The 14,080-nt window shown below is 53.4% G+C and carries 14 protein-coding genes; 10 read left to right on the plus strand and 4 right to left on the minus strand.

Going from position 1 to position 14,080, the window contains the following annotated elements; translation table 11 throughout:
• Positions 1–112: 112 nt before the first annotated feature.
• Complete coding sequence (locus AUC61_RS14760; RefSeq protein ID WP_243246996.1) at positions 113–1,192, plus strand: hypothetical protein; 1,080 nt, start codon at positions 113–115, stop codon at positions 1,190–1,192.
• Between the two features lie 81 nt (positions 1,193–1,273).
• On the opposite strand, the gene AUC61_RS14765 is transcribed toward AUC61_RS14760, so the two are convergent.
• The 4 genes from AUC61_RS14765 to AUC61_RS14780 all read right to left on the minus strand — a co-directional run bounded on the left by AUC61_RS14765 (position 1,274) and on the right by AUC61_RS14780 (position 4,054).
• Positions 1,274–1,978 carry an endonuclease NucS domain-containing protein gene (locus AUC61_RS14765; protein ID WP_243246997.1) on the minus strand — a complete coding sequence of 235 codons (705 nt, stop codon included), beginning with the start codon at positions 1,976–1,978 and terminating at the stop codon, positions 1,274–1,276.
• A 371-nt stretch (positions 1,979–2,349) separates the two neighbouring features.
• On the minus strand, positions 2,350–2,745 hold the full coding sequence (locus AUC61_RS14770) for a GNAT family N-acetyltransferase (RefSeq protein WP_243246998.1): 396 nt from the start codon (positions 2,743–2,745) through the stop codon (positions 2,350–2,352).
• Between the two features lie 50 nt (positions 2,746–2,795).
• A complete protein-coding gene (locus tag AUC61_RS14775; RefSeq protein ID WP_243246999.1) occupies positions 2,796–3,383 on the minus strand; it encodes a hypothetical protein in 588 nt (195 codons plus the stop codon).
• A 182-nt stretch (positions 3,384–3,565) separates the two neighbouring features.
• Positions 3,566–4,054, minus strand: coding sequence for an Arc family DNA-binding protein (locus AUC61_RS14780; protein ID WP_243247000.1), 489 nt, complete (start codon positions 4,052–4,054; stop codon positions 3,566–3,568).
• Between the two features lie 122 nt (positions 4,055–4,176).
• On the opposite strand from AUC61_RS14780, the gene AUC61_RS14785 reads away from it, so the two are divergent.
• The 9 genes from AUC61_RS14785 to AUC61_RS14825 all read left to right on the plus strand — a co-directional run bounded on the left by AUC61_RS14785 (position 4,177) and on the right by AUC61_RS14825 (position 13,320).
• On the plus strand, positions 4,177–4,353 hold the full coding sequence (locus AUC61_RS14785; protein ID WP_243247001.1) for a hypothetical protein: 177 nt from the start codon (positions 4,177–4,179) through the stop codon (positions 4,351–4,353).
• A 65-nt stretch (positions 4,354–4,418) separates the two neighbouring features.
• Positions 4,419–5,339 carry a Rha family transcriptional regulator gene (locus tag AUC61_RS14790; RefSeq protein WP_243247002.1) on the plus strand — a complete coding sequence of 307 codons (921 nt, stop codon included), beginning with the start codon at positions 4,419–4,421 and terminating at the stop codon, positions 5,337–5,339.
• On the plus strand, positions 5,336–5,854 hold the full coding sequence (locus tag AUC61_RS14795; protein WP_243247003.1) for a KilA-N domain-containing protein: 519 nt from the start codon (positions 5,336–5,338) through the stop codon (positions 5,852–5,854). Before AUC61_RS14790 ends, AUC61_RS14795 begins: the two co-directional genes overlap by 4 nt.
• A 189-nt stretch (positions 5,855–6,043) precedes the next feature.
• On the plus strand, positions 6,044–6,949 hold the full coding sequence (locus AUC61_RS14800) for a BstA C-terminal domain-containing protein (RefSeq protein ID WP_243247004.1): 906 nt from the start codon (positions 6,044–6,046) through the stop codon (positions 6,947–6,949).
• 182 nt (positions 6,950–7,131) lie between these two features.
• Positions 7,132–7,983 (plus strand): hypothetical protein, encoded by an 852-nt coding sequence (locus tag AUC61_RS14805; protein WP_243247005.1) that lies wholly within the window; start codon positions 7,132–7,134, stop codon positions 7,981–7,983.
• A gap of 152 nt (positions 7,984–8,135) precedes the next feature.
• The gene (locus AUC61_RS14810) at positions 8,136–8,561 is read left to right on the plus strand and encodes a DUF2846 domain-containing protein (protein ID WP_243247006.1); all 426 of its coding nucleotides are present in this window, start codon (positions 8,136–8,138) and stop codon (positions 8,559–8,561) included.
• 54 nt (positions 8,562–8,615) lie between these two features.
• Positions 8,616–9,203 carry a tail assembly protein gene (locus tag AUC61_RS14815; protein WP_243247007.1) on the plus strand — a complete coding sequence of 196 codons (588 nt, stop codon included), beginning with the start codon at positions 8,616–8,618 and terminating at the stop codon, positions 9,201–9,203.
• Positions 9,204–9,262: 59 nt separating this feature from the next.
• The gene (locus tag AUC61_RS14820; RefSeq protein WP_243247008.1) at positions 9,263–12,343 is read left to right on the plus strand and encodes a TipJ family phage tail tip protein; all 3,081 of its coding nucleotides are present in this window, start codon (positions 9,263–9,265) and stop codon (positions 12,341–12,343) included.
• Positions 12,344–12,606: 263 nt separating this feature from the next.
• Positions 12,607–13,320 (plus strand): hypothetical protein, encoded by a 714-nt coding sequence (locus tag AUC61_RS14825; RefSeq protein ID WP_243247009.1) that lies wholly within the window; start codon positions 12,607–12,609, stop codon positions 13,318–13,320.
• Positions 13,321–14,080: the final 760 nt, after the last annotated feature.

The following is a 14,080-nucleotide window of genomic DNA, read 5'->3' on the forward strand; positions in this document are numbered from 1 at the left end:
GCTGGATGGGTGGACAGGTGCCTCATAGCGATGCGCAGGGCCGACACCATCTTTAGGTATTTATGCTGGCACTATGGTATTTTCCCGTCCCATTATGGAGGGGAGACCTGGGATGGGAGCGTTAGTAATCGGGAATGATGAATCGGCACTGGCTCTGTTGGAGACCCTTTTACGGGATCCAGATGCAACGGTGCCTGAGGTCGAGTTCGACGACTGGCCTAGATTCGAGATGCACGTCAAAGGCGAGCGCTATCATTCAACGATAACTCCCGAGCTGATGGAGTCATTCCTAGATCTCCAAAAGACAATCAACAAATCGTTTGCACTGGTGCGCTACTCGGATTCGAGTAGACGGCTCACAAACGCAGATCGGGATGATCTGAAGATCCTCGTTAAAGTAGGGGAAGGAAGTTCTGGCTTCGTAGCTAAGCTTGAGGAACAAGCGACAGCGATAACTGCTGGATTATGCGAGGGCTTCAAAGCCATGGATTCTAGGCACAAACTGATTACTTTTCTTGCGCTGGGGGCTATGGGGTTCGGCACCTTGGGCTTCAACTACCACCTAGACCACCAGACTGAAGCAAGGAAGGCTGAGCTGGCCAAGCTTGAGTCGGACGCCGAGCGAGCTGAGCGAATGAAGACGCTCGAGCTCGTCAAAGAGGCATCCGAAGGCTCTTCAGATCGCTATGCAGTGTTGATGAATATGGTGGCGGAGCATACGCCACAGATTCAGACAATATCTGAACACATGGCGGGGACCTATAACAAAATCATTTTTGCCACCAAGGACTCCGATTCGATCAATGTTCAGGGGGTTCAGGTGTCGGGCGCTGCAGTAGATGAGCTAAGCAATACGCCCCGGAATATTTCAGTTGAGGACCGGTCTGCAAGCGTCTTCATGATTCGCGGTGTTGATCACAGGTCAAAAACTGAATACAAGCTGTCCCTATACGACGTGCTCCGGAAAAATGAGATCACGGCAACGCTTCCAAAAGACGGCTCGTTTGTTACCGACAAGATTCTTGACGTAATCCAAGAGGCTGAGTGGGGTGGCAAGGTGGTAATGCTTCACCTGATCACAAAAACTAGAGCCGGAAAACTAGTAAAGGCCGAGGTTGAAAAGGTCACAAGGATCACAGATCAAGACGCTTATCAGGACGCCCCTGATGATCAGCTAGCTACAAATCGATAAGAAAAGCCCAGCCCCGCGCTGGGCTTTTTGCATCTGATTGGCATTAAAAAAGCCTGAGGACCAGGCTTTTTACGGGAATTTCTATTCGTCGATCGCAACAGAGTCAAAGGCGAACTGCACTCTGTACTGCACAAGCGTTAGGTCTGGTATTGCCTCAGTGGCGTACCGGACTGCGTCTGGAAAGTCGCTTGCAATTAGCATCCCGCGAGGTCGTGTTCCATCGCGTCGGGCGTACCAGCCGAGGTAGCGTGCAATTTGGCCAACTGCAGAATCTTTCGCCTGGCCGACCTTCAGCTCAATGACGACCCGGCGACCTGCAGCGTCCTCTGCGAGTATGTCGATGCGGCCGACCTCGATATTGACTTGGCGATCAACGAAACGCAGCCCCTTCTCAATGCTATCGAGGTTACGAACCAAATAGGTTTCGACGTCCCGCTCCAAGGTGATGGAGGTTTCTACAAGCTCCTCGATACTGGAATCATCGCCAGTTTCAAATCCATCCTGCTCACCCTCAGCCGACGGAGCCCATGTATTCACTCCATGGATTTCGGGGTCGTACCGGTGGAATTGTCCATCTTCAGACCGGTAGAGGAATCGGTCAGCCCATTTGTGATGGATGTATGCCTTGGAGTTGTTGACCGTACAGGCATACAGGTGAGCGCTGAATGTGCCAGGGGTCCATCTACCAGGAAAGTTACTTTCGATATGGTCTTTGATTTGTCTCCTTGTTACACCGGTTGTTGCTTGTTCAACGAAGCTGCGAAGGGCTCCTGCCATAGTTGTCATGATAAGTTCTCGATTGTTGCGCCATTGTAAAAAAGCACCAGCGGGGCAAGCTACTCTTGCAGTGCCTCAAATTGAGGGTCAAGGATCTTGAGTAGCATATGATCGTGCTCGGCGCGCGTTACCCTGTAGAACATACACCGGTCTAACAGAATTCTCTTCATACTTCGGGCCGATGCTAGGTGCCTGGGCTCGACAGAGATCGTCGCGGTCTTGTCGATTCGAGTGTCGGTCACTTCCAAGTGATAGCGCCCAATCAAGCCATCTTCTCGCTTGGTGTGTCCGAGTAGTTTGAAGGTGAGGGTGGGTTCGTACACGCTGGGCTCCTATGTATGGCAAGGCGGGATAGGTAAAGTCAGATACCAGGATAGGTGTTACACCGCCTTCTCAAGTCTGCCAGTCTCAGCGTTGAACCAGACATAACCTTTGCTTTGGTACCAAGTGGCTAGGTCTTGGTGACTCATTTCATCACGATCCAGAGTTCTTGCGTCGAGCCGGATCTTCGTGTGGCAAAACTCAACCGCGATATCCTCTGCTCGAGACAGAATCCAGTTTCCGACACCGCGCTTTCTGAACTCACTAAGTACGAAAATTTCGTAGATCAAACCTTCGGTATCTGCACAATCCTCATAGATTAGAATCCCGGCTTCAAAATCGCCCGACATCGCAATGAAATCGTGTGTCTTAGGGCTGGAGCCTTTGTAATAGCGCTCTTGAAGCAAAATGCTGTTGATTTCCCGCTGAGAACTGATCTTCCTCAATTGGAGCATGGTTAACCCTTTTCAGAGCTGTTAAGGGAAGGTCAGGTACTGATATGGGCTCAAGCTGTGGATTTCACTAGCGCGCTCGCAGCTCTGGTGTAGTGGAATACTCTATTTCCTGATTTATTGCGGTCAAGCTCAAGCAGTCCCAGTCTCGCCAGTGTGCGTAGATCATCCTCAAGAAAACGAGCATCTTCGTATTTGATGTTTCCGCCGCTCGCCGCTTGCAACAGAGTATGGCCGCTTAGCTTAATCTCGATAGCGGTGCTGGCCCCGAGAGATTCAAACTGCCGCAAAATATCTAGTGCCTGGTCTGAGATGACCGAGGACGGATTAAGACCTGCGCCGATATCCGAAAATCCCGCGAATGTGCTCGCGAAAGCGGTAAGCATGTCATCCAAGCGACCCAGTACGGCAGTTAACTCGCTGCTTTGTTGACCTAATACTGCCTTAATTCCAATGGTCGTCGTGTGATTTGCTTCAATCATCGACTTGATTTCGTGGTGGTTTGATTTGACTAGCCAGGTCATGAAGTCATTGAAGTCGGAGCCACTGGCCGCATCTCTGCCGCTTTTGAATTGCCCTATAAGGCCAACAACGCTTGTAAAGGCTGAGGACAATGTCATGGCTGTCGCTGGGTCGATCATTGAATGTTCCTCGTAAGTGAGGGAGAGGAGGGTAGTCGCTGAGTAATTACCCATAATTTTAGCTTAGGGCTGCAGCAGACCCGATGCGTTCGGGTCTGTCTATTGTCACCATAATGGTGATGGTTGATATGCAGTTGCGGCGCGCACATCCCACAGCATCACCGTGGGTGACCTTGTGGATACTATTTCTTGGTATAGCGTTTGCGAGGCTTGGGACCTTTGGGGGTGGCGCTGAGAGCAACCATCCTATCTACCTCCTCGAGGGCCATGAACGCGCGACGAATCGCGTCGCTCATCTCCTGTCCGGTCTGCTCGCTGAGATTGGAGATAAGAGGCTCATCAATACTTCTGAGCAGAGCATCCTTCTTGATACTTGTCGTCATGGGCATCAGCGAAGGGGCTGAGGCATCGGAATCACTGGCATGGTCAGCGTTTTGGCTGAAGGTTACCTCAACGGACAACCCGTTCTCCCGCCCCATTTCAATCAGAACGTCTGCTAGCTCACCCAGCCCCATTCGCTTTAGATGCGGAGACTCGAAGCTTTCTTCGAGGCGATCTGTGATTTCAGCATTGAGGCTGCGCTTTGTCTTTCGAGCGGACTCCTCGAGCATCTCCCGGAGTGCTAGGGGCATCCGCAGCGGGTAGGCGGTCGGCTGGATCTTCTCGCTCATCTTGGTCCTAGGGGTAAAGGTGTATATGGAGTATGCAAATAGATTCGTTTTGAGATCAAAGAATCTATTTGACGTCATTGAGTTGATGGCATCTAATAGATTCATATCACAAGGAGCCAATCATGGCAGCGAAGACACCCATCACCCCCTATCCCTTGCGCCTAAGGCCGCACGTTAAAGAGGCCGCAAAGGCTCAGTCAGAGATCTACCGACGCAGCCTGAATACTGAAATTGAGATGCTTATCGAGGAGGGGTTGAAATGGCGGGAAATGCAGCAGAGCAAACAGGCAGTAGCCTAAAACGAAGAAACCCCGGCTTGCAGGCCAGGGTCTCGGGTGTGAAAACTTTCGACGGAGTTCACGAGATGAATACTAACACAGTAGTTGACATGCGCAAATTCGTGGAGGCCCGCAATGGCGAGGTCTTCACTACGACGCAAAATGTAGCGGACGCTTTTGGCAAGCTGCACAAAGATGTTCTCCGCAAGGTGGAAAGTCTTGATTGCTCGCTGCAATTCACTGAGCGCAATTTTACGCTCAGTGAATATGTGGATGGCTCCGGCCGCCGTCTACCACAATGGAGCATGACCAAAGACGGCTTCATGTTCTTGGTCATGGGGTTTACAGGGAAAGCGGCCGCCGCGATCAAGGAAGGCTACATCGCGGCCTTCAACAGTATGGCTGAGCGTTTAGCTGTGAGTGCTGAAGCTTTGGTGGGGGACCTGGTCGGCGCTGTAATCGGCAGCAGCGGTGAAGTCGTGCTGGATCGCGTCATTGACCAGAAAGCCTATTCGGTGCCTCGCGTAATGCAGCGCAGCTTCCGCCACACCATGAAGAGCCGCCTTCGCTCGCGATTCAATGTTCAGCGTACTGCGCTCATTCCTGCTGAATGCTTGGCTGACGCGTGCAACTTTGTCGCGGCATATGCCCTTGAAGGCGAGTTCATCGCGAGGGAGTTTGAGCAATCAAGGGCTGATCGACTGAGCATCAACTTTCCACTGGAGGCGCTGACAAAGCGCCGCCCGGATATGCTCACAGATCGTGGCAATGGTCGGGCTTGGCTTGATGTGAGCATGCACGACCTCTGCTCTAGGCCGCAGGACTCTTCTCTTTGCGAACAGATTCTGTGTGAATTGCGCGATCACGGCTACGACATCGAAGGCGCTTGGTTTGAGGTTCGCAGTTTGCGTAATCGACTCGGTGAGCTGAATTCATTTTTGACCGGGCTTGGCGTGGCTATGCAGCAGCCAACACGCTATTCGGTTGAGCTGGAGGAGGCGGCATGAATTCAGCGATTATCCCGTTTGCTTATGAGGGTCAGCCCGTCCGCTTCAATAGCGACGGCTGGATCAATGCCACTGACGTGGCAAAGTGGTTTGGGAAAAAGCCTGCGGAATGGGTAAGGCTTCCAGCAAGCGAGCGCTATATAGCTGCGCTCGCGAAGGCGCTACACATCGAGGTCAAGGAGGGATTATCCCACTTTGGCCTTATCGCTACCGATCGTGGCGGAAGGACGCCGGGCACATGGCTTCATCCCAAGCTAGCTGTCGCATTCGCTCGCTGGCTCGACGATGACTTCGCTGTTTGGTGCGACCTGCACATCGACGCACTAATTCACGGCGAGCTAAATGAAAAACAGAACTTCGAGCGCGCTTGCCGCGCTCTGGATAGCGCTCAAAAGGTTGCCAGTCTCAGTGGCAAGGAGCTAGCGGCGTTTCGCTGGAAGAAGCCCAGACTTGTTCATGAGGTAGATTATTGGCGAGACCAACTGCAAATGACCCTCGGCCTCGACGCCGCGTAGATATACCTAATCAAAATCAACCCTGCCTCGGCGGGGTTTTGGTGCTGTTCCGGCTGGATAGATAGAGTGTGAGCAGGTTGTGGCAAGATCTATTATGGGTGATAAGCTGGCACCTGGCCTTATGCTCCGGAGTGACTGGCCTTGCACACCACCCTAATTGCCTTATAAATCAACAGGATGTTATGTTTTATGGCCAAATTGCCCACCACCGTGAACCCCCAGATGCCGCTTGCCATCGACGCCCAGGTTGAGATAGATGGGATTGGGATGGGCGTATTGTCAGACGGCACGCCATTTCTCACAGCGCGAGGATTGGCACGGCTATGTGGGATACAGCATACATCGATTTTGGATTTAGCTAACGACTGGGACTCCAGTCGGCCTGCTGTGGTTAAAATTCAATCGCTTTTACAGTCTCACGGACTCTCCTACGCCTCTCCCTACACCGCTATCAATGATAAGACCGGGGCGTTTCACGCTTACCCTGACGGTGTGTGCTTGGCGTTTCTTGAGTATTACGCCTTCGAGGCGGGCATAAATAAGAAAGAAGAAGCCCTGATGAATTTCAGGCTTCTGGCCGGAAAGGCATTACGCGACTTCATTTACACCCAAGTAGGGTACGATCCGGAAAACCACGTTCCGGCTCAATGGAAGCAATTTCACGACCGAATGTCCTTGGTCTATAACGCCGCACCCGCTGGCTATTTTGGAGTCTTCAAGGAGATAGCGGACATGGTTCTGCATCTCGGCCAGAGCGGATTGCATATTGACAGTAGCTTTGTCCCGGATATCAGCGTAGGGCAGCACTGGGGGCGGTACTGGAAAGATGGTTCGCTGGAAAATCAATTCGGCGAAAGAAAGAAATTTGCCCATAATTACCCAGAGTATTTCCCGCAGGCACTGTCCAATCCTCAAGAGTCGAATTGCTATCCTGAATCGGCTTTAGGTGAATTCCGGCGCTGGTTCAGGGAAACTTACATAGGCCAAGGAAAGTTCGAAACGTATCTAAAGGGCAAAGCCAAAGATAAGTCTTTGCCGGTTTCCTTTGCTCAGCTGGCAATAGCCTCGTACCAAAACCCCAAGCAGTTGAATTGATCTCGTGCTGCTGAGCCCAACGCTGGGCTGGGTTGGGCTTTTTGCATTCGGATCATCAAAAGTAGCTTTGGCGCCTTGCGTTCTTCGGTCAGCAGCCCGGGCCTCTCTAACTGTTGTGCTGCTGGTAACTGCATTTTTTGGTCCGATACCCTTCCTAATATATAAGCTAGGAGCATACCTGAATGACACAAATGGAGTGGTCGGCCATCCTGACCGCAGTGGCTACTGTCTTGTTGGTGATAGTCGGGGGCGCACAACTCATTGTATTGCAGGCACAACGCCGTCAGCAGAGGCTGGACCTCGCGGAGGTTTATCGCCGACGATGGGCGGAGAGCGCTGCACAGTGGGCAGCAGTTGTATTTCTAGGTAGGGATCCTGATGATTTTTACCAAGTCGCTAGCAAAGAAGAGCTTGAAAAATTTAAGGCTGCAGTAAGCGCGAGCAGCGCATATGAGCAAGATCCATGGGCGCTACATTCCGTTCGGACGATCAGCTCGATCTTGAGCGAGGTTACGTTGCGAATACTTCAGGGGCAGCTTCGAATCGAGGATGCCTACCCTATATTCGGGACCGAACTCCTCAGGCATAGCAGACCTCTCCGGTCTCTTTTGGATGGCCGGACTGACTACGGAGGCTACGGCCGTTTGGGGCCCGATCATCAGCAAAGGCTGCATATTGATCTTCGTGGATACATGCAAGACTGGCTCATATACCACGATGGTATCCGTCGCAGATCTTTAATTATTATCGATATGTTATGGGCGGAGGCTGTGCGGCTTGAAGACTTGCCTCCGTCAGATATAAAAAGCGCAGCAGATGCAAAAAAGATAACCGGCCACTTGAATAAGAAACGTCTCAAAACCGAATTCTACCGGTTGAGGGGCAGGTCGCGCTTTCTTCGCGCTTGGCGGCTAGCAAAATCTCTAGGGCATGCAGAGTACCGACGCATTGGGCGAAAGATAGGCGTTGATGAAAAAAGACTGCAAGAGCTGGATGTCGAATGGACAGAGCGCATTCTGAGGGACTTCAAATAGTTGTCCCTTTGGCTTAATGATCTGCCGTTACTTGAGCCAGAAATAAATTCAAATTTTATTTTTTACTAAATTTTGTGTGGGTATCGCTAGGCGGGGCTAGGGCAGCCTCTGGCTGGTGCTACAGTCGCCGCAAATCCAAGCGAGGGAACGACGTGAAATTATTGATTGCTGCTGCTTTATTGGCACTGGTCGCAGGCTGTTCAACTTCTCCGGTGACAGAGGCTGACGCAAAGCCTGTTCCACTAGAGAGGATTTATCAGTCGAGCATGGTCGCGGGCTCATCTGGCTACAAGGACGGACAGGCTACGGTAGTGTTCCTGCGAGATTCGGGCTACTACGGCTCAGGCTGCAGCCACGATGTGTTTGTTAACAATGTGAAAGTCTTTGCTATAAGGCAGGGCGAGTTTATTCGCTTGGCACTGCCTGCTGGCTCCTACTTCTTCCGACTTGAAACGGGTGGCGGCCTGTGCCCGAACATCGCGACCTCTCAAAGCTCTGAATTGAAAGTCGGCCAAGAAGAGGCGTATAGGATTCTTCTGCCTTCCGATGGAAATCTAAGGCTAACTCGAACGAAATGAAATCAAAAAACTAAAGACCGCCTCCGGGCGGTTTTTTTGTGCGCGGAGGAAGCAATGTCGCAGACAGTAGACAAAATGCAAACAGTAGTAGTTTCGGGTGCGCTGATAGGCTTAACCGGAAAGCGAGAGCACCCTATATGCACCAGTCCAGGAACGTCGATCCATGGGCTGATGGGATATTTTCGCCAGTTCAAGGGGTTTGAAAAGCACATGATAGAAAGCGCCGCGCGCGGTATCAGGTATGCCGTTTTTGTGGGCAAGCAAAACATTGGAGAAGACGATCTCGGAAAGCCTGTCGGCCGTGAAGTGATACGCATTGTTCCAGTTCTGGCAGGCTCAAAACGAGCTGGCTTCTTGCAGACAATTATTGGGGTTGTACTTATCGTTGTCGGCGGCATTATGCAGAACCCTGCATTGATCCAGTTCGGTGCCGCAATTGCCATCGGCGGCGTGCTTCAGATGCTCAGCCCTCAAGCCAAAGGCCTGGGCTCTCAGGATTCACCTGACAATCGGCCCAGTTATAGCTTCAACGGCCCAGTGAACACGACAGCCCAAGGCAATCCGGTGCCGCTTCTTTATGGCCGCATGATCGTAGGCAGCGCCGTCATCAGCGCCGGTATCTACACCGAAGACCAGATGTAATCAGCCCCAGAATCCCAAGGCCCGCCACTGAGCGGGTTTTTTTCGCCTGAAGGAAAGTCATGACTGCTCAAGCCCTCGTTGGTTTTAAAGGCGGCGAGTCCAAAGCCAAGCCTCCTGTTGAATCCCCCGACAGCCTCCAAAGCATTGCTTTCGGTCGAATTCTCGATCTGATCAGTGAGGGGGAGATTCGCGGACTTGTCAGTGGGGAGCGGTCGGTATTCCTCAGCGAAACGCCGGCCGCAAATCAGAACGGCACGCTCAATTTCGGCGGGCTGAAAATCGATTACCGCTACGGCAGTCAGGACCAAACCTACATGGAGGGTTTTCCGGCCGTTGAGAGCGAGACGGCTGTAGGTGTCGCCCTGACGCAGCAGCAGCCGTGGACTCATGCGATCAACAACTTGCAGCTATCGGCGATCCGAATCCGCCTGGCAGCGTCAAGGCTCTTCCAGACAGATACGTCGAACGGCAATACAGACGGCTACAGCGTCAGCTACACCATCTCGCTATCCACGGATGGCGGGCCTTTTGTTCCTCAGGTCAACTCTGCCTTCACAGGTAAAACAAGTTCAAAGTACGAGCGCTCGCACCGCATCGAGCTGCCACCGGCTGTTGGTGGTTGGACTGTCCGAGTCATTCGCACTACGCCTGACAGCACCACCGGCTCGATTGGAGATACCACAACGGTCGATGCGTTCGTAGACATCATTGACGCGAAGCTACGTTACCCGGGATCTGCATACATCGGTACCCGATTTGACGCGTCCCAGTTCCAAACCATCCCGACAAGATCATTCGACTGCTACGGGCGGATCATCAGCGTCCCATCCAACTACGATCCTGACAGCCGTGCTTATACCGGCGTGTGGGACGGCAGCTTCAAGCCTGCCTGGACTGATAACCCTGCGTGGATCTACTACGACCTGTTGCTGCACTACCGCTACGGCCTTGGCCACATGCTCAATGCCGCGCAGGTCGATAAGTGGGAGCTGTACCGGATCGGTCAGTATTGCGACCAGATGGTTTCGGACGGCAAGGGCCGCACTGAGCCGCGCTTTACCTGCAACCTTTACCTGACTGTTCGCGCCGATGCTTTGAAGGTCCTGCAGGATCTGGCGACCACCTTCAGGGGGATTTCCTACTGGGGCGCTGGATCCGTCATCACGTCGTCGGATATGCCGGAAGACCCGGTGTATACCTACTCCAACGCAAACGTGATCGATGGCAAATTCGTCTACAGCGGTTCAGCCAAGAAGACGCGTTACACCGTCGCACTGGTGAGCTGGAACGACCCGACCGACTTCTACCGGCAGAAAGTCCAGTACGTTGACGACCAAGACGGCATTCAGCGCTATGGCATTCAGCAAACAGAGATCACCGCTACCGGCTGCACCTCCCAGGCGCAGGCCACCCGCATTGGGAAGTGGGCACTGCTCACCAACCGGCTGGAGACTGAAAGCGTTCAGTTCTCTGTTGGTCTGGATGGCGTGATTGCGCGGCCAGGCCAGATAATTCGGGTCGCAGATAATGACCGGGCAGGGCGCCGCATTGGTGGTCGCCTGCGTTCTTCGACGCTGGAGTCGTTGGTGCTTGATGCTGACGTAACCGCATACCCGGGTGACACCATCACGCTGATCATGCCGACCGGCAAAGCAGTCTCTCGCGAGATCGCTTCTGTCGGCTACCCGCTGACGTGGGATGCCACCGGGATCACATGGGACAACGGCACCATCACCATGGACACCACGGGGTTCCCGTCCGACGTTCAGCAAGTGACGCTGGTAGAGCCGCTCGAGGCGCTGCCGCCGATGCATTCAATGTGGGCAATTGATTCGCCTCAATTGGTCGCTCAGCAGTTCCGGATCATGTCCATTGCCGAGGATTTCTCGGACGACAACATGCGGTTCGCGATCAGTGCGGTGAAGCACAACTCTTCCAAATACGCCGCGATCGATAAGGGCGCAAAGATCGAGTCACCACCGATCACAATCATCCCGCCGAGCGTGCAGCAGCCACCCACCGACATTGTTCTCAGCAATGCGAACTTCGTTGACCAGGGCAGCACGGTCAACGTGATGACGATTCAGTGGGCGGCAGCACCGAGCGCGATCGCCTATGAGGTCTACTGGCGCAAGAATGACGGCGACTGGATCTACGCGGGTCGCACCGGTACGACGTCGGTAGAGGTCAGCGGGATCTACGCCGGGCGCTACGTGGCCAAGGTTCAGGCGGTCAACTCGCTAAACATCGCCTCGATCTTCGCCACTTCGGTCGAGACGGTGCTCAACGGCAAAACCACGCCGCCGCCTGTCGTGACGGCATTCGAGGCGGTCCCGATCGTCTTTGGCATAAAGCTTAATTGGACTATCCCAGCTGGCTTCGGCACCGCGGACCTGCAGCGCTCTGAAATATGGTTCGGCACCAATAGCGATCTGTCGTCAGCGACCAAGTTCGGGGATTACGCCTATCCGCAGACAGACCTGACCATTATGGGGTTGGCCAACGGCGTGTCTTTCTTCTTCTGGGTTCGCCTCGTCGACAAGATCGGTAACGTGGGTGCGTTCTATGGGCCGGTCAACGGGCAGGCCAGCAGTGATGCAAAACCGATTCTTGATTACCTGAACGGGCAAATCACTGATACCCAACTGAGCCGACTTCTGCTGGAAAAGATCGATTCAGGTGGCGGCGCGCAGGTTGAGGTTGACGCGCTGAAGAGCGAGTTGGCTGCGATGTACACCATCAAGACCCAGCTCACTGTCGATGGCGTGCCATACATGGCCGGTATCGGTATCGGCGTCGAGAACGACGAAGGCGAGATCACCAGCCAAGTGCTGATCGCCGCGAGCCGGTTTGCCGTCGTTGATCCGAACTCCAGTGAGGTCTTCTACCCGTTCGTTATCCAAAACGGTCAAGTGATCATGAATTCGGCATTCATTGGGGTTGGCACGATTACCAGCGCGATGATCGGCGAGTTCATCCAGTCGACGAACTTCGTTGATGGCGTAAGCGGGTGGCGGCTCAACAAAAATGGTGAGTTGCAAATCAACGGCTCAGGCGGGAAAGGTCGGTTCCGCCTGATCGAATCCGGTCTTTACATGTATGACCTGAACAACAAGCTCCGCATTCGGATGGAGGTCTAATGCCAGTCTTTGAGCTTTATAACGCTGACGGCTCGCTGCAATTCGACATGGCGGGGCGTGTTCCGCGAATTTTGGGAAGCCTCGTAATCAGTGGCGCGGGGTCCTTGATAAACGAAGGGCTCCGCACTGGGGAGATGTTCTACACCTTGAACCTCACCGACGCGGGATTGACCACAGGGGTTCCGAGCGTAACGGCCGTGGGTAATACATTGTCATGGGGTGCCCCGACGCAGCCCATGTTCCTAACCTACATGGTGTATTGAATGGCGCTCATTGAGGTTATCAACGACGCGAACACGGTTCTGATCGACGACAACTACAGCAACATGTGCCTCGCCAGTTCTGGAATATTGACTCTTTATTACAACAGTCCCGGAAGCGGCGGGAACAGCGATATGAATTTCATATCGTACACAGGTGGCGCGAATGAGTTTCCTCAATTAGTGCTCGAGCTAAGCGGATCGGTGGCTGTGGCTCAGGTTTTCAACACGAGGTCCGGCAATACATGGATCTGGAGCATCGCTTTTCTCAGCGCTTACTACGGATACCAGGTTAACTACTACGTACTCTCTGTGCCCTCATCTGTCGCCGATGCCGGTGGCATGCTTCAGTTGAGAGATGGCAACGAAAAACTGGTGTTCGACAGCAACCTGAAGTACATGGCCGTCAAAGGTCTGTGCAGCCCGTCCCAAAACAGCAACATAAATCTGAACATGGCTCCTGAGCGCAGGTATGGCGTGCTCGCTTCCAGCACTGGATGGACCCGGATGTTTCAGCGAGCGAATCCTCTGGAGCCAGCGGCGCCTTACACCTATCTCACTCAAAACGCCTCGCTCCTGCATTACAGGTCGGGGACCAACATCGTTTCAAGCAATGGCATCCACCAGCAGGGCACGGTAAAGGTGGATAACCCTGGGAACTTGGGTTCGCGGGCGGGAACCGCGCGTCTAATCATCCTCGACATCACCAACTTCTAAGCGGTTAGCCCGAGATTTGAGGAATGACCTACATCCCAGCAATGTGTGCGCCACGTCTCATTTCTGCTTCATCCATGGCACAGGGCCAATGGCCAACTAGGCTTGCGTAAGGACACCATTTTCAAGGAGCAAGATGTGACTCCGGATCAAGGATACGATCAAGAAGATGACCCGGTAACGCGCTTGGCTGCTTGGGGAGACCGATGGATCATGGTCTCCGGCCAAGTTGCTTGCGTGGAATGCCGCGCGTCTCAGCGCCCGAGTCAAGCGGGGGAGGTCTTCAAGCACTCCCGAAGTTGCAGTCATGTGGGTCGATCTATATCGCGCCCGTGGAGAGACCTAGCGGATATCCTCCAACTCCTTGTATGACCAGTCGTCGAATCGATCACAAGGTGGTGGCTAAAAGTTATCATTTTCTCCTACTCCCGCTACAGTAAATCTCCATCAATCTGGAACGATGGTGCCCATCTGGGCGCCCGGATCACGGGGGCAGGCGATGTATTCATCAGTATTTGACGGACTTTACTCACCCTCCGAGATGACAGGGGAGGAGTCTCAGGTGAGAAGTGACACTGCTGTAGATCAGAGGGTGTTGGCCTTTTCCATGCGATGGCACGTGATAGGCGTGTACCTTAGATGTGTGAAATGCGGGAAGGACCAGCGTGCCAGCGACAGTTCTCAGCCATTCCCACATGATGCGAATTGCTCAAGCAGGTCGCCCGCTGAGCAATATCCTTGGCGCGAACTTAGCAACATACTT

The sequence above is a fragment of the Pseudomonas maioricensis genome, assembly GCF_022790535.1.
In the GTDB taxonomy this organism is placed as follows: Bacteria; Pseudomonadota; Gammaproteobacteria; order Pseudomonadales; family Pseudomonadaceae; genus Aquipseudomonas; species Aquipseudomonas maioricensis.